A 15542-nucleotide genomic window follows, 5' to 3' on the forward strand; every position below is an offset into this window, starting at 1 on the left:
TCGTGTAAATCTCAACAAATTATACTTGAAGAGTTAACAATTGCAATTAGACTTCTTGCATAATCTAAGACCTGCTGTAAATCAAGCTTAGGGTGATCTAATTTGATATACCTCATTATTTTTTCTACGTTGTAATTGATCTACATGAGAAACTTTTTCACCACTTTGTAATCTTTCTCCCTGAAAAATTCCTAAAGGCCTTTCAAAATAACCACGTTCAATAGCATTGTAGACTGAGTAACCACCAAGTAAGCAAATTTTTCCTATCTCTTCTCCACAATCTTTTAATTTTTTCAACCTCTCTTGATCTTTTACTTCCACCCTTACCAAGTTTTTATTTTGCTCATCAGTATACAACCTAACGGGTAATTCTCCCTTAGTGGTCGGAAAAATCAATACTATATCACTACCGTCTGCAAGATTGGTATAATTCCTTATACCATCCTTTGTTATAATCGATACCTCACTTTTACCAATCTTTATTATATCTTTTTCATAGTCTATGCTTCCCTGAGCTCGCCTTAACTCACTAGCTTTTTCTGTGAGCCTTGCAACATTTATTGTGCTATCCTCAGAATATTCTGAGTACAAAGTAGTGTTATCTATTTTGGCATTTCTTACCATACCATCAATAACTGCTCCTTTTATAACTTCCATAAAATCTAGAGTACTATCTAGATAATCTAGATAAGCTTTTATCACATTTTTTTTGTGATCTTCAAGTGCAGGTTCCAGAAGTTCAAATTCCAGTGTATCAATTACTTTCATATTATCCTTATTATATAACGTTGCTCCTATTGATACCAATTTGCATACTATTCTACTCACAACTTCAGGATTCTTTTCTAATTTACCAATTCTTTCCATAACACAATCTGTAAAGTTACGTTCTTCGCCTTGAGAAAATCTTCTGTTAAACCTTACTCCAGACAGTATAGCTTCATTTACAACTCTTTCTAGTTCACTCACATTTTGAGTTTTAGAGACTTTATCTAAAAATGCGTTTAGTTTTGTTTGTCGATTTGGCCCTAAATTACTCCATAAATCTCTAGACCAATACTCTTTCTCACTACAACCTAGCCATTTTAAATTGATTGCATCTGCTTCTAAAAGTAATCTTTTTACTTCAAATTTAAGTTGGTTTTTTGCTCTTTCATCAGTACCTGAACGAGCAAAAGAATCAAGATTTCTAGCATGTTGATGCACCTGCAACTCTCCTTCATTACTTTGAAAATTCAAAACCATTCTTAGATCTTGATCATTCGCAAAGTCATCTAAAAATTCTTTCAGATCTTCAACAACTAAATCACTTTCTAAGTTGTTTTCTATATCCAACAACTTTCTTCTCAAGCTCCCCTTTCTCTTAGTTAAAACGTAACCTGAACCATCTTCGAACCAGTCTTTTGTTTCCATTATAGAGCGTAACTTATCACCCAATTTCTCCCGCTTATAAGTCACAAAGTACTTTTCAATATGTTCATGATGATTATCACGTGCAACTTGCAGAGGAGTTTTTCCTTGTTTATCACCTTGATCAGAAATAGCTCCTTTCTCTAAGAGTAAAACCACGCCTTCAGAACAACCAATACTAGCAACATGATGCAAAGGCGTTCTTTTTTCATTATCTTCTTCATTAAGGTCAGCTCCCTTTTCTAAGAGAGCAGCTATACTATAAGGTCCAGTAGCATAGTGTAAGGGTGTCCTCCCTTTATCATTCTTGATATTAGGATCAGCTCCTGCTTCTAAAAGCAAACTTACAGCACAATCATATTGTTTTCTTGCCCAAGCCATACTTGATATTATGTGCAACATCGTCAAACTAGACTCTCCCCTTCTACAATTAAGAACGGTTTTTAGATCTTGATTATCTTTATAATTTAATAAAAACCTCTGAAGTTGTCGGTAACTATCTCCTGCACTCAAAGATCTCATGGCACTAAAAATAAATAGCAATTCCTCATCCAACTCTGCTTGACTGTCTGTTAACTCAGTTATAACAAGCCACGCACACATTAAATTATCAAACGAGCCTTTTGTAGCTTCAGCAATATCTACCAAATGGCGCTTATCAGGAAACATGAATAAACTTTTAATCAATTCATATTCATAACCCTGTTGTAGCTCGTTTTCTATTCTACTTTCCTTATTAGAATCTTGCCTAGTAACTTCTGGCATATTTACTCCTCACTTTATAAAACCGCATGTAATATACATGACAAAGAAAGCTAATGCAAGCTAGCTTTCTACCACTTCTTGTATAGCTATATCACTAACACATAGCGGGATTATAAATATTAAGAAATTAACTAAATAAAAAAAAGGCAAAAGAATCCCCGTGTGACGAGTTTTGACCCTATAATAATGTAAATTGGCATTGTAATAATGTGCTAACGCTTATTTAAAGCGCGTTTTGGCTGAATATAGAAAAAATAAAAAAGACATGCAGCCGCTATAATTTTATGTAATTTGCCAATAAATACCTGAGTTTTTTTACTGAATTTTGTTGTTAAATCTGCAGAGATTAAAAACAAGGATAAATACTCTTACTGTCATGATAAGGAAGTTGGGACAATTTGTAAAGGAATTTCTGTTGTCAACAAGCTGCTAAATTTATTATATGGTTTCAAAGGAAACATATTGTCTATGGGAAATCTGGGTTTATTAGCATATTATCTCAGAGTGCTTAAAAATTAATTTCTTAATTTTAGTTAAAATTTTATTGACGTTACATATAGAAATAATCATAATAGCGTTTTATTAAAATTTTAAATAAAATTATGTCTATATTAAGTAGATTATTTGGAGTTAATACAACTATACTGAAAGTTAAAGAAGCGATAGGTTTTAATCCAAAAAACGTAGGGTTGATTGAAGGAAATGGAGTTACTTATGGACTCAGCTATCAAGATAACGGCAATGGAAGCAGTAGAGTAAAGTTACTTATTAGCCCACTATATCAATCAAAAACATACGAGTGTGATACAGGTGTCAACGTAGCAAATGAATTTAAGGGTCAATTATCTCCCGCACTAATAGAAAATTCAGCTGAAGTAGATAAAGTTGGAGTTATCTTTCCTACAGAAGAAACTAACAAAGAAAGAAAGTGTATCAAAGGCTTAACATTCAACACTTACGAAATCAAGCATTCAACTAATGCTCCCTTAGTTGAATACGTAGGAAAAGTAAAATTATATAAGAACATTGATATAAATAATCTTGCAAATGAAGACAATAGTTACTTTCAACCAAAAGCAGTAAAAGTTGGTAATGGTAATGTCATTGTAATTGCTCATAACTTAAAGGATCAAGCTTTAGTTTCTTGGTATTTAGAATCGAAAGGAGATGGAAAGTTCAGACCTTTACCTGGAGCAAAGCACATTATAGAAAGAAAATTATTCAAGTTTGATAATCCAGGGCAATTAGTACTAGATGAAAATACGATGCTTTATTCGCAAGTGAGACCAAACGTTCCTGAAAATCAAGAAGTAAGAACAAATATTTTTAAGTTCGATATGGCTAAAGTGGTTGAGGATCTGAAAAGTGGAAAGAAAGATGAATGTTTGCTTAGCAAGAAATGTCAGGTAGATAATAAAGCACTATCTCTTTCCAGAGAATATGAAATAAGCTTTTTACAGTATGTGAAACAAACTGAAGGCGATGATCAGGTTGCTTTTCTTGCGAAAAAACAATCTTCTAATACGCAAGAATTGCATTTAGCAAGCCTTGCTAAGAAAGGACTCAAATCAAATTTTACTGTTTGTGAATGTGAAGATCCTATAGAACAATTGTATGTTAAAGACAATGGCCAAGGAGGTTTTATCGTCACTGCGGTAAGTGGAGAAAGTATCATAACTTTTAATAGAGAGAGCTCTGGAAAATCTTCTGAAGCAACAATAATACCGGCAAGCAGTATCAAAGCTCTCAGTGATTTTGTTAATATCATTAACGGCCAATTAATGCCTAGTATTATTTCCAGTAGTACTGTGGTTCCTATAACTGTTACAGAGACGGTTGTGACTTCTAAGAAAACGACGACTGCTGCAATTACTAGCACAACAGAAACCGACACTGTAAGGACTACCAAATTAACAACAGAAGCATCAACTATCATTGTACCAACTTCCACAATGAGTAAACCTTCAACAGAGTCAACAATTCAAACAAGTACAGTAACAGTGGGGCCAACAACAGTAGCAAAAACAACTACTACTCCACAAGCGACCACAGTTGCTACAACGTCAACTAGTGCACCGATAGTAACTTCAGAAACTGAGACAAGTACTGTAAAATCTACAGCAGCGACTGTTGAATCAACTTTTACAGCAAGCAGTACTACGATGAGTAAGCCTTTAACAAAATTAACAACTAAGATGAGTACGTCATCAGAACCAACAACAGTAGCTGAAACTATTGCGACCTCACGAGCAACTATGATTACTACAATGCCAACTAATGCGCCAACAACAAACTCAGAGAAAACTATACAAACATTGTCCATTATGCCAAGTACTAGAACAAAAGCAACAACTACTCTGCTCACTACAACTTTACTTCCTCAAACTACTCCTTCATCACAGCCTACTCAGCTTGCTATAGAGTCTAATAGGGCAGGAATGATAGGTGGGTCTTTGGTTGGAGCGATAATAAGTATTGCTGGAATTATAGGATTCATAGCATACAAATATGTTAAGGGTCGTAATTCTGCCCCTGTGTTAGAACTAACTAATTTCAATGATAGAAGGCGATCATCTTCAAGTGGCAATAGCGATGAAGAAATTTTTATTGCTAATAACAGAATGAGACATATATCTATGCGAACTATGGATCAATCTGAAACAGTGCTAAACAGTATATCGGTGGAGAGTAGTAGTCGGTCAAGAAGTAGCTCATCGTCTTCAAGCGGTGGACCAGGATCTTGACTGACTGAGCTAGAGTCTAAAAGTGAAAAAAGCTTATCTTGGGATAGCGATGATGTACCGGAATATCACCTTTAGCTATTTGTCTGAACGTTTTTAGTATGTAGACTGTTAGGAAATTGTCTTTTGCTTTTGTGATTTTAATGTTAAAGTATAATTCCTAGGTGGAATAAGTAGCTGCTGTTGTGTGATAAACACAGCAGAGGAAAGTCCGGGCTCCAAGGAAAAATAGTGACGGGTAATGCCCGCCGGAGGTAACTCCAGTTATAGGGCTACAGAAAATTACCGCCTAAAATATTTTTAGGTAAGGGTGAAAAGGTATGGTAAGAGCACACCATGGCAATGGTAACATTGGTAGTCGAGTAACCAACACTAGGAGCAAGATTAAATAGAAGTAGATTTTATGTTTTCCTCATATCTACTCGGGTAAATCGCATGAAGTAAATGGTAACATTTACTCTAGATAAATAGCTACATAAACAGAACTCGGCTTATATTTCACCTAGGCAATACATGAATGTCAGCCATACTATGTAAATGTATCAAACATTTCACATACCCTATACGCTCAATTTGACCACCTATATTCCTTTTACTTCTTGGCTTATCTCTTTTTTATTTCCTTTTGAACTTAACAAAGCTTGAATTTTAACCGAGGTTTTCCTTTAACTCATCATCCTCTATCTCTAAAGCCTTATTTTCTTACCTATAACTTTTTAGCTCTGCTTCCAACTTTTCTATCTTTTGTTGCAAATCTTTGTAAAGTTCTAAAAGACTGACCACGTTACCTCACTTTTAGGATTAGTTTTTATCTTACTAAATCCACCTTTTTGCTTCTTCAATCAACAAGTAAATAAAGCATTTCATGCGCTGTCCTTCACTTGTTCTGATTGATATTCACTACTGCTTTCGCTTATATTAACACTAGAGTATTCTTCATCGTCAACATACTCTTTTAGAACATATCCTCTACCCCAAACGGTTTCTATGTGGCTTATTCCATTATTTGCACTTTCAAGTTTCTTACGTAATTTACACATAAAAACATCAACTATTTTGTTGTCTGAAGGTTCGTCCAAGCCATTGTAAAGATGGTTTAAAAACATTTCTTTTGTCAACACTGCTCCTTTACGCAATGCCAGCAATTCTATCATGGAATACTCTTTGTTAGTAAGGTGAACTGTTTTGCCTTTTACCTCAACAATCCTGTGATCAAAATTGATATTCATATTACCAATCTTTATCACTGATTCGGGATGGCCTTTAGTACGTCGGACTATGGCCTTAATTCGAGCTAATAATTCGCTCTTGTGAAATGGCTTGGTTAAGTAATCGTCGGCACCATACCCAAGTCCTTTAGCTTTATGGTTGGCAGCGGAGATACACGAAAGTATTAAAACAGGAACTTTGATTTTTGCACTTCTTAATCTTAACAGTATATCATATCCATCAATATCACCAGGCAGGTGTATATCTAGAATAACTAGATCGTAACAGTCTCCACCCGAGGAAACCATATTATTGTTATAATCTTGTGCAGAAGTAACAACGTCGCAAAAATGTCCATCAGAAGTTAAGGCATTAACTACAGTCCTTGCACTTACTTGATCATCTTCAATTAATAATATACGCATATTTTACACCCCATAAATAATTTATAATTTTAGTAATATATATAACCAAGGAAAGTAACAAATCAAATTTTTATTAATGAGTAATAGAAATTACACTTATTAATTAATAGTTAATGTGTCGTTCCAAAATTATACAAATAGATCTAAAATACAATAGATATACTATAATAATACTATTTTTAGTAAATATTGAATAGAAGCTATTTTTATTAAAAGAATACTTAGGTTAATAGATATTTAAACTATTTTATACTTTTATGTTATATTTTTAATTTACTTATTCTACAGTTTTAAATTATAAGTAATACTTTCAGGAATATTGAGTGGTAATATCAGTTTTAGGTGCTGGCGCATGGGGTACAGCAATTGCGATTTCATTAAGTAGTAAGAAAAATGTAATTTTGTGGACTCGCAATAAGGCCATATTTAAATCAATTAAAGAGAAAAGAGAAAGTGACAAGCTACCTGATTGTCCAATTTCTGATAATGTATCAGTAAAATTAGCTATTGAAGATGCAGTTAATGCTTCAGTAATAATTCTAGCTGTTCCCACTCAGTCTCTAAGGGAGATATGTCATCAATTGAATGATTGTAACCTAAAAAAAAATGTAGCAATAATTTTGGCTTGTAAGGGAATAGAAAAATCTACATTAAAATTACCTAGTGAAGTAGTCAATGAAGTTTTACCTAATAATCCTCTTGCTGTTTTTTCTGGTCCTAGCTTTGCTATAGAAGTTGCAAGAAAATTACCATATTCGATGGTTCTTGCATGTCAAAATGAAGTATTAGGTTTAAAATTAGTATCAGATCTACAGCAAGAAAATATTAAATTGTACCTTAGTAGCGATGTTATAGGAATACAAGTTTGTGCAGCGTTAAAGAATGTTTTTGCTATAGCATGTGGGGTTGTTCTAGGTAGGTTTGGGTTTAATGCTCATGCAGCATTAATTACGAAAAGTATGAGTGAAATTAAGGCTTTATACTCAGCAAAAGTTGGTGACGGCAATGTAGATATAAATACACTACTTGGACCAGCATGCTTAGGCGATTTGGTTGTGACATGCACATCATTAAATTCAAGAAATCTATCTTTTGGATCTAAAGTAGCTAATAATAATGGTTCTAGTGCTCAGCAGATTTTATCAGAAGGTAAGTCGGTAATTGAAGGTTTTAACACTGCTAAGTCTGCATTTGATTTAGCAGAAAAGCTAAAGATAAAAATGCCCATATGTGAAGCGATCTATAGATTGCTATATGAAAATACTTCTATAGAAGATACTATTTCTGTTCTTGTAAATTAGTTTTATATTTCGGTATATTGTGAAATTTTTATATAAATTAATATCAACATGGTGGCTATCTGGCACGGTAAAACACATGCCAGGTACTATAGGCAGCTTGGCTGCTTACCCAATTGTTCCTATATTACTCAATGACAGAATTTTAGGTACAGCAATTATTTTTTTTTTATTCTTAGTTGGATTATGGTCTACAGGCAATTATATACAACATTACAAAGCTCCGCATGATCCAAAAGAGGTAGTAATTGATGAAGTAGTTGGTCAATTGCTGACAGTACTTCTAGTTTCAATATTATTAGAACAAGAAATGAATAGCTCTGTATTGTTGGTGTGCTTTTTCTCCTTTAGGTTTTTTGATATAATAAAAGTGTGGCCTATAAATTTGATTGATAAAAATATAAAAGGTCCTTTAGGTATTATGCTAGATGATGTTGTAGCTGCAATTTTAGCCTTTGTTTTTATAGAAGCCTTTTATTGTTTATTGTTGGTTTATGCAGAATAAAAAAATTTGTTATTCAAGCTTAATTATTCAGAACCTAAAGGATTATATACTTTATGCAACGAATTTGTCCAAGTGGGAAATACATGACGAATTTGATAATGTTATATTTACAGTAAATGGTACCAGAGAATCGTTATTTAATTTTGTGTTTTGTGAAGATCAATGTACTGAGCTTTCCATATGCAGAACTCTAGATTATCTCAAAGCACGAAATATAGAAGCAACATGGGTAATAAGTCCACGTATAAAAATAGGGAGTATTTTAGAAAAATGCGAAATAAAACACGTTAGCACACCAAAAAAAGTTTTACTCAATATAAAAGATTATTTTTTGCCTGATGATGCTGTTCCAAATTTGAAGTTCAATGTTGTAAATAGTAGTGAGCTCTTAGAGCAATTAGATTTACACACTTCTAAAATTTTTTATCATAGAATTAGTATTGTTAGCACATTTTTTCGCCAATTATCGAATTATGATGATAAGAGCTCAAGGTTAAGATTTTTTCTTGTAATGCTAAATAACGAAATTGTTGGAACATGCGGTCTTTATATTCAAGACAGCATAGCTGGTTTTTATAGCGATGGAGTTTTACCAATTTACAGGGGTCGTGGAATAGGAACTCAAATGGTTCTAGAAAGAATAAAGATAGCTAGGCAATTTGAGTGCAAATACATAGTAGCACATTGCATGAAACCTTCTGTAAACCTTTATAAGAGATTAGGCTTTAGGGTATTGGGCAATCTTCACTTATATACCTCTTCAGTACAATCTCTTTGCTGAGAGGTTACAAATTTTTATATTTGTTTTAGAATACTATGTTTTTTTTGTATGAAATAGTTTTACTACTAATTCTAGTATTCTTCTTTTTCTCATATTCTAAATTAAAAATTAGTAATAAAATTAAGGACTTACAACATCAAAATGTTATCATAAATAATTTAATAGATACTGTGAATGATGGATTTTATATTTGGGACGCAAAAAAACGTATAGAAAAATTTTCTCCCAATTTACTAATTTTGCTTAATACTGTTTTTTATTCATTTAATGAGTTTGTAAATTTTTTTGAGCAATCAGAAAGCTTAATTAAAAGTTTTGCTGAGGCAAAGGAAATAAATAAATCTTTTACTCTAGATTTAAAGTCAAAAGACAGTGAGGTTTATTGCACATGTTATGGTAAAAGCATAATAGATTATTCTAATAATGTGATTGGTGTGTTGTTATGGATAAGGAATATCTCCGATTATAAGATAAAAGCTAATGAACTTGAGTTAGAAAATAGTAAGCTTATGCGAGAATTGGAGAACTATAAAAAAATTTTTGACTCTTTACCATTTCCAATACTGAAGCACAATAAGAATAAAAAAGTAAGGTTTTATAACTTATTTTATGATAAATATATAGGCAGCTCTAAAAAATTTACTGTTGCGAGTGGCCCCTATAACGTAAAACCAGGAGAGTGTGTAATAACTTACAAGAACGAACCTAAGGTTTTTAATTTTGTTGAAGTTCCAGTGCAAAATTCTAATAGCATAGTAATGTATGGAAAAGATATTAGTGATGAAAAAAAATTACATACTGAGCTAAGCAATTGTTTAGCTGCACAAGAAAGTTTGCTTGAGAAGCTATCGATTGCTGTAGCGATATATAGTAAGAATCAAAAGCTAAAATTTTATAATAATGCTTTTATAAAAACTTTTCAGTTTGATCCAAAATTTTTGGAGTCTTATCCAACTTATCACGAGATTATGCTTCACCTATTTGAATCTAAAAAGCTTTTAGGAAAAAAGGATTTTCAAACTATTAATAATCAAAGACATGAGTTGTTTAAAAGATTACTGGAATCATATGGTGAAACAATACATTTCATGAATGGAAGAACGTTTAGAGTATTAACAATACCCTATGCTTCAGAGGGTCTACTATTTTCTTACGAAGAGTGCCAGAAATAACACTCAAATTCCTTCTCTCTCTACCATAAGCTGTTTTACTTTCGCTATCGCTTTTGCTGGGTTAAGCCCTTTCGGGCAGGTTTTTGTACAATTCATTATTGTATGACAACGATACAACTTAAATGGGTCATTTAAAGAAGCAAGTCTTTCTTCTTTCTTATTATCACGACTGTCAGCAATCCATCTATAAGCTTGCAGTAATACCGCTGGCCCTAAAAATTTATCACCATTCCACCAATAGCTTGGGCAACCAGTCGAACAGCAAGCACATAGTATACAATCAGACAGACCATCCAATTTTTTTCTATCTTCAGGAGATTGAAAGTATTCTTCATTTTGTAAGGCAGATTTATCTGTTTGTAACCAAGGTTTAATCGATTTGTATTGCTCATAAAATTGGCTTAGATCTGGAACTAGATCCTTTACTATATACATATGAGGTAGTGGATATATTTTTACTTCACCTTTTATATCATGTATAGATTTAGTGCATGCAAGAGTGTTGGTACCATCAATATTCATTGCACAAGATCCGCATATTCCTTCTCTGCAAGAGCGTCTAAAAGTTAAGGTTGAATCTATTTCATCCTTTATTTTTATTAATACATCAAGTACCATAGGGCCACAATTATCCATATCGATAAAAAATGTGTCTATTCTTGGATTTTTATCATCATCAGCAGACCAACGATAAATTTGAAATCTTCTAATATTTTTTGCTCCAGTAGGAGTAGGATAAATCTTGCCCTTTTTATTAACTTTAGAATTTTTTGGTAAAGAAAACTGAACCATATTGCTTACCTTTTACAGCTAAAACCCCTTTTTTGTAAATAACATATTTTGGTATTATCTACCATACTTTTCCTTTTCAAATTCAAGCAAAGCTAAAATCTTGCTCTCTAAACTTTTCATTATAATTTCTTCATCTTCTTTTTGATGATCATAGCCAAGTAAATGCAGCAATCCATGAACTAACATGTGTGCAGTGTGAGTGAGGATAGATATACAGTACTCATGAGACTCTCTTTCTATTGTATCTACTGCAATTGCTATGTCTCCTAGATCACATTCACTAGATAACTGTTCGCATGGAAATGATAGTACATTAGTTGGCTTATCTATTTCTCTAAACTTAAGATTAAGTTGATGTAGCAAGTTATCATCAGCGAGAGCTATTGATATATTTGGTTTATAATGATCTATTTTTAATTCTTTTAGAGAAGCATTAATAATATTTAATACAAAACTCTGTGGGTCTTTCGTAATACTATGCCACCTCTTATCAAGAATGCTCACTTCTAACATTCGCTCATCCTTATTATTTCATTCCACTCAGTCTCTAAAACCGGAGAAACTGATAAACGTGACTGTTTTAATATAACCATATTTTTCAAAAGTGGGTTTTGTTTTATACTGTTTAACGTCACCTGGTTACTTAAAGGTTTCAAAAGTTTTACATTCACTAATCCAAATTTGGAATTATAAACATGATAATACTCCTTTAATACTTCAACTATTCCAAGTATAACTTTCTCTTTACCTGTATGATAAAAAAATGCAAGATCGCCTAATTTCATAGCTCTCATGTAATTTTGAGCTTGATAATTGCGTACACCATTCCACTGCGTCACCTGCTCCTTTTCCATTTTTTGCCACGAGTATTCACTTGGTTCCGACTTGAGTAGCCAAAATTGCATTATTTTTTTCTTCTTAGATAAGCTGGTATATCATAAACATTGCTGCCCCACTTAACTCTTTCGTTTGTTTGCTCAGTTGAAGCATATTCTTTTGTTTCTGATATAGGAACTTGATTATAAGGCCATTTAAAATTTTTTTCCTCTGCTGGGATCTTGTTTTGATTAACAGATGAATTGTCGTTACAGCTATCAATGCCAGTTGCAAGAATAGAAACTCTAACTCTTCCTTCCATCGCCTGATCAAAAGTGGCACCAAATATTATATTTGCATTTTCATCGACTTCTTCACGCACTCTATTGGCTGCAGCATCAACTTCAAATAGAGTCATATCTCCACCACCAGTAATATTAATTAATATTCCTTGTGCACCTTTCATTGATACATTATCAAGTAATGGATTAGATATCGCAGCCTCTGCAGCGCTAATTGCCCTATCTTCTCCTTCTGCCTCTCCAGTACCAATCATTGCTTTACCCATCTCACTCATTACTGTTTCTATATCAGCAAAATCAAGATTAATCAGTCCTGGCATGATCATCAAATCAGTTACTCCTCTTATGCCAATATGCAGAACATTATCGGCGAGTTGAAATGCGTCAGCAAATGTAGTTTTCTCGTTAGCAATTCTAAATAAATTTTGATTGGGAATGACAATAAGTGTATCTACGTATTTTTGCAACTCTTCAAGTCCAAGCTCTGCAATGCGCATACGTCGCACACCTTCAAAACCGAACGGCTTAGTTACAACTCCAACAGTCAGTATCTTTTTTTCTTTTGCTCCTTTATCTTTAACTACCGCTCTTGCTTCTCTGGCTGCTTTTGCAATTACCGGTGCAGCACCTGTTCCAGTACCACCACCCATCCCTGCTGTGATAAAGAGCATATGGCTATCTTTTATATGCTCCATAATTTCATCAATTGATTCTTCTGCTGCACCTTTACCAACATCAGGCAAAGCACCAGCACCAAGACCCTTAGTTAAGTTGATACCAAGTTGAATTTTTTTATCACATAATGACTTCTCTAACGCTTGAGCATCGGTATTTGCTACAACAAAATTTACTCCTTGTAAATTGGATTGAATCATGTTGTTCACAGCATTTCCACCAGCACCACCCACTCCCACAACGGTAATCCTTGGGTGTAATACAGGTAGCTCTGGTAAACTAAGGTCGATTGACATTTAAATTTTACTCAAATATTAGTGAATTCACTTGATAACAAGTTACTATCTTTTTAACAATATGCAAACATTTTTCATTTTGATATATGCAAATAGTAAACAAGATTTACTTATTCTTAACATTATTAACCAGTAGATGTAATGATTATAGACTTTCAAATAACACTACTTAAGATGCAAAAAAAAATTGTAAAAAAGGGATAGAAGCCTATCCCTTTTCTTGATTTTTGTTAAAAATTAATTAATAGCTTGTGCACCTCCTAAGCCAAGTACTTGCCTAATACTATTTAGTTGAGTACTTGGTTCTTTAATATTAGTGTCATTCAGCACTTCTGCTATTTTCTCAACTTGAGCTGCCTTATTACTGTTTTTATATGCATACAATGCATACACAGGTGCAGCTATTAAAGCTGTTACTGCAGCAAGAACTACCAAACTAGCAACGAGTGGATGAGCAACTGCAAATCCAGACATTGCAGTAATAGCAGGACTAACAAGTGTTGCAGCTTTTGTTCCAACTGTACCAACAAAAGTTGCATAAGCTGGACTTAAGAAATAAGCAGCTGTAAGTGAAGTTACTAGTGCAATTGCTGCAAAAGTAGCAGCTGTTTTATACGGATTTTCTTTTACAAGATCCCAACCTTGCACAGGAACTTCTTTAACTGCTGACCAAAGTCCTTCATTATTATATTTATTTTTTATTGTTTCAATTTTATCCATAACTCTACTCCAAAAATATTAAAATTTCACTAAAGATAATATATGATAAAAAAAGCTGCCCGTCAAGTAAATGAATTTATTTATACATTCTTATTCTGTAATTTAGCGCTTCAGCGATGTGTGCTCTCTTGACTCTTTCACTTTTTGCAAGATCTGCAATCGTTCTTGCAACTCTTAATATGCGCACATAACCCCGATTGGAAATATAGTTTTCTTTTAGCACATATTTTAGTAATTCTAACCCTTCCTGATCTGGTTTAGTGAATTTATTTAATGCTTCACCACTGACTTCTGCATTGCAACGAATATTAAATTTACTATAACGCTCAGTTTGAATTTTTCTTGCTGCTATCACCCTTCCTCTTATAACCTCGGTACTTTCTCCCTCCACAGAGATTTCAGGAGAAAGTATGCTAACGTTTGGCATTTCAATGCATATGTCTATTCTATCAAGCAATGGTCCTGATATTTTGTTTTTGTAATCTGTGCCACACTTTGGAGCTTTGTTGCACGATCTACTTGCATCACCTAAATAACCGCACCTGCAGGGATTCATTGCAGCTATAAGTTGAAAATTAGCTGGATAAGTAATGTGAGCATTTGCACGTGCAATAGTTACTTTTCTATCTTCAAGTGGTTGGCGCAAAGAATCAAGCACAAGCCTTGGAAATTCAGGTAGCTCATCAAGAAATAACACGCCATTGTGAGCCATGGTGATTTCTCCAGGCTTTGCATTTTTTCCTCCTCCTATCATCGCTGACATCGAGCATGAGTGATGAGGTTCACGAAAGGGACGAGTTACTTTAAATGTTTCGTTACCGGCTTTTGTTATGCTAGAGATAATATTAACATCAATCATCTCCTGCTCAGTCAAATCAGGTAATAGCCCTATAAATCGCTTAGCAAGCATTGATTTTCCAGTACCAGGAGGTCCAACAAGAAGCATATTGTGTCCACCTGCTGCTGCAATTTCAGCTGCTCTTTTTGCAACAACTTGACCTTTAATATCCTTTATATCTGGAACTGAATTTTTTTCTTTGGGTGCAGCGCTATAGTTAAAAGTTACCGGCTGAATTAACTGCTCACCCTTAAAATGTCTGATAATATCGGTTAATTTCTCTATAGCTAGAATAGAAACATTCTTTATCCATGAAGCTTCTACTCCATTTCCCCTTGGGCAAATTACTCCTTTATTTGCCTGTTTTGCATTGATTGCTGTTGGAAGTACTCCTGAGATTGGTATGACTCTGCTGTCTAGTGCAAGCTCGCCCATAATTATATAAGACTGAACTTTTTCAACTGGTATCACATTCATTACAACAAGTAATCCAACAGCAATAGCTAAGTCATAATGACTACCTTCTTTAAGCAAATCCGCAGGGGAAAGATTAACCGTAATTCTTTTTGGAGGTAACAGAAGATTGATTGAATTTAACGCTGCTCTGATGCGCTCTCTGGATTCTGCAACAGTTTTATCCGGCAGTCCAACAATATTAAAAGCTGGAATACCATTTGCCATGTGAATTTGTGCATTAACATTTACTGTGCTGGTTCCCTGAAGTGCAACGGTATTTATATTTGCAATCATACTATATTATATAAAGTTATTAATATAGTATATTGACAAAGTAACGA

Annotated in this window: 13 protein-coding genes and 1 other RNA gene; 6 read left to right on the forward strand and 8 right to left on the reverse strand. The window is 33.7% G+C overall.

The window, feature by feature from the left end:
• Positions 1-87 precede the first annotated feature (87 nt).
• Positions 88-2175 carry an ankyrin repeat domain-containing protein gene (locus BVG17_RS02390; protein ID WP_063630586.1) on the reverse strand — a complete coding sequence of 696 codons (2088 nt, stop codon included), beginning with the start codon at positions 2173-2175 and terminating at the stop codon, positions 88-90.
• A gap of 602 nt (positions 2176-2777) precedes the next feature.
• Here BVG17_RS02390 and BVG17_RS02395 point away from each other — a divergent pair.
• Together BVG17_RS02395 and rnpB are read left to right on the forward strand one after the other, a co-directional pair.
• Positions 2778-4919 (forward strand): hypothetical protein, encoded by a 2142-nt coding sequence (locus tag BVG17_RS02395; RefSeq protein ID WP_063630662.1) that lies wholly within the window; start codon positions 2778-2780, stop codon positions 4917-4919.
• Between the two features lie 157 nt (positions 4920-5076).
• An RNA gene (rnpB, locus tag BVG17_RS02400) (RNase P RNA component class A) lies at positions 5077-5426 on the forward strand.
• Between the two features lie 353 nt (positions 5427-5779).
• On the opposite strand, the gene BVG17_RS02405 is transcribed toward rnpB, so the two are convergent.
• Positions 5780-6550: a response regulator transcription factor gene (locus BVG17_RS02405; protein WP_063630661.1), complete on the reverse strand. Its 771-nt coding sequence runs from the start codon at positions 6548-6550 to the stop codon at positions 5780-5782.
• A gap of 323 nt (positions 6551-6873) precedes the next feature.
• Here BVG17_RS02405 and BVG17_RS02410 point away from each other — a divergent pair, with 323 nt between their 5' ends.
• The 4 genes from BVG17_RS02410 to BVG17_RS02425 are packed head-to-tail and all read left to right on the forward strand — an operon-like array spanning position 6874 to position 10306.
• Positions 6874-7851: an NAD(P)H-dependent glycerol-3-phosphate dehydrogenase gene (locus tag BVG17_RS02410; protein ID WP_063630660.1), complete on the forward strand. Its 978-nt coding sequence runs from the start codon at positions 6874-6876 to the stop codon at positions 7849-7851.
• A 19-nt stretch (positions 7852-7870) separates the two neighbouring features.
• Positions 7871-8353, forward strand: a complete 483-nt coding sequence (locus BVG17_RS02415) for a phosphatidylglycerophosphatase A family protein (protein WP_063630659.1) — start codon at positions 7871-7873, stop codon at positions 8351-8353.
• Positions 8343-9134 (forward strand): GNAT family N-acetyltransferase, encoded by a 792-nt coding sequence (locus BVG17_RS02420; RefSeq protein WP_063630658.1) that lies wholly within the window; start codon positions 8343-8345, stop codon positions 9132-9134. The genes BVG17_RS02415 and BVG17_RS02420 overlap by 11 nt, the downstream gene beginning before the upstream one ends.
• A 35-nt stretch (positions 9135-9169) precedes the next feature.
• The gene (locus BVG17_RS02425; RefSeq protein ID WP_063630657.1) at positions 9170-10306 is read left to right on the forward strand and encodes a hypothetical protein; all 1137 of its coding nucleotides are present in this window, start codon (positions 9170-9172) and stop codon (positions 10304-10306) included.
• A gap of 3 nt (positions 10307-10309) precedes the next feature.
• Here BVG17_RS02425 and BVG17_RS02430 read toward each other — a convergent pair whose 3' ends face one another.
• From BVG17_RS02430 to BVG17_RS02455, 6 genes are all read right to left on the reverse strand, one after another.
• A complete protein-coding gene (locus BVG17_RS02430) occupies positions 10310-11098 on the reverse strand; it encodes a succinate dehydrogenase iron-sulfur subunit (RefSeq protein WP_063630656.1) in 789 nt (262 codons plus the stop codon).
• Positions 11099-11152: 54 nt separating this feature from the next.
• Entirely contained in the window at positions 11153-11611 is a 459-nt protein-coding gene (gene ybeY / locus BVG17_RS02435) for an rRNA maturation RNase YbeY (RefSeq protein WP_007302008.1), read from the reverse strand.
• Positions 11605-12003, reverse strand: a complete 399-nt coding sequence (locus BVG17_RS02440; protein ID WP_063630655.1) for an EVE domain-containing protein — start codon at positions 12001-12003, stop codon at positions 11605-11607. The genes ybeY and BVG17_RS02440 overlap by 7 nt, the downstream gene beginning before the upstream one ends.
• A complete protein-coding gene (gene ftsZ, locus BVG17_RS02445) occupies positions 12003-13187 on the reverse strand; it encodes a cell division protein FtsZ (RefSeq protein ID WP_063630654.1) in 1185 nt (394 codons plus the stop codon). Before ftsZ ends, BVG17_RS02440 begins: the two co-directional genes overlap by 1 nt.
• A gap of 237 nt (positions 13188-13424) precedes the next feature.
• Positions 13425-13907, reverse strand: a complete 483-nt coding sequence (locus tag BVG17_RS02450; protein WP_063630653.1) for a hypothetical protein — start codon at positions 13905-13907, stop codon at positions 13425-13427.
• Between the two features lie 76 nt (positions 13908-13983).
• The gene (locus tag BVG17_RS02455; protein ID WP_063630652.1) at positions 13984-15495 is read right to left on the reverse strand and encodes a YifB family Mg chelatase-like AAA ATPase; all 1512 of its coding nucleotides are present in this window, start codon (positions 15493-15495) and stop codon (positions 13984-13986) included.
• Between the last annotated feature and the right edge of the window lie 47 nt (positions 15496-15542).

Source organism: Wolbachia endosymbiont of Laodelphax striatellus (assembly GCF_007115015.1).
Classification (GTDB): domain Bacteria; phylum Pseudomonadota; class Alphaproteobacteria; order Rickettsiales; family Anaplasmataceae; genus Wolbachia.

Coding starts and splice junctions, on each gene's coding strand:
- BVG17_RS02390 (WP_063630586.1), bottom strand. CDS start 2,175: ATGCCAGAAGTTACTAGGCAAGATTCTAATAAGGAAAGTAGAATAGAA.
- BVG17_RS02395 (WP_063630662.1), top strand. CDS start 2,778: ATGTCTATATTAAGTAGATTATTTGGAGTTAATACAACTATACTGAAA.
- BVG17_RS02405 (WP_063630661.1), bottom strand. CDS start 6,550: ATGCGTATATTATTAATTGAAGATGATCAAGTAAGTGCAAGGACTGTA.
- BVG17_RS02420 (WP_063630658.1), top strand. CDS start 8,343: ATGCAGAATAAAAAAATTTGTTATTCAAGCTTAATTATTCAGAACCTA.
- BVG17_RS02425 (WP_063630657.1), top strand. CDS start 9,170: ATGTTTTTTTTGTATGAAATAGTTTTACTACTAATTCTAGTATTCTTC.
- BVG17_RS02430 (WP_063630656.1), bottom strand. CDS start 11,098: ATGGTTCAGTTTTCTTTACCAAAAAATTCTAAAGTTAATAAAAAGGGC.
- ybeY (WP_007302008.1), bottom strand. CDS start 11,611: ATGTTAGAAGTGAGCATTCTTGATAAGAGGTGGCATAGTATTACGAAA.
- BVG17_RS02440 (WP_063630655.1), bottom strand. CDS start 12,003: ATGCAATTTTGGCTACTCAAGTCGGAACCAAGTGAATACTCGTGGCAA.
- ftsZ (WP_063630654.1), bottom strand. CDS start 13,187: ATGTCAATCGACCTTAGTTTACCAGAGCTACCTGTATTACACCCAAGG.
- BVG17_RS02450 (WP_063630653.1), bottom strand. CDS start 13,907: ATGGATAAAATTGAAACAATAAAAAATAAATATAATAATGAAGGACTT.
- BVG17_RS02455 (WP_063630652.1), bottom strand. CDS start 15,495: ATGATTGCAAATATAAATACCGTTGCACTTCAGGGAACCAGCACAGTA.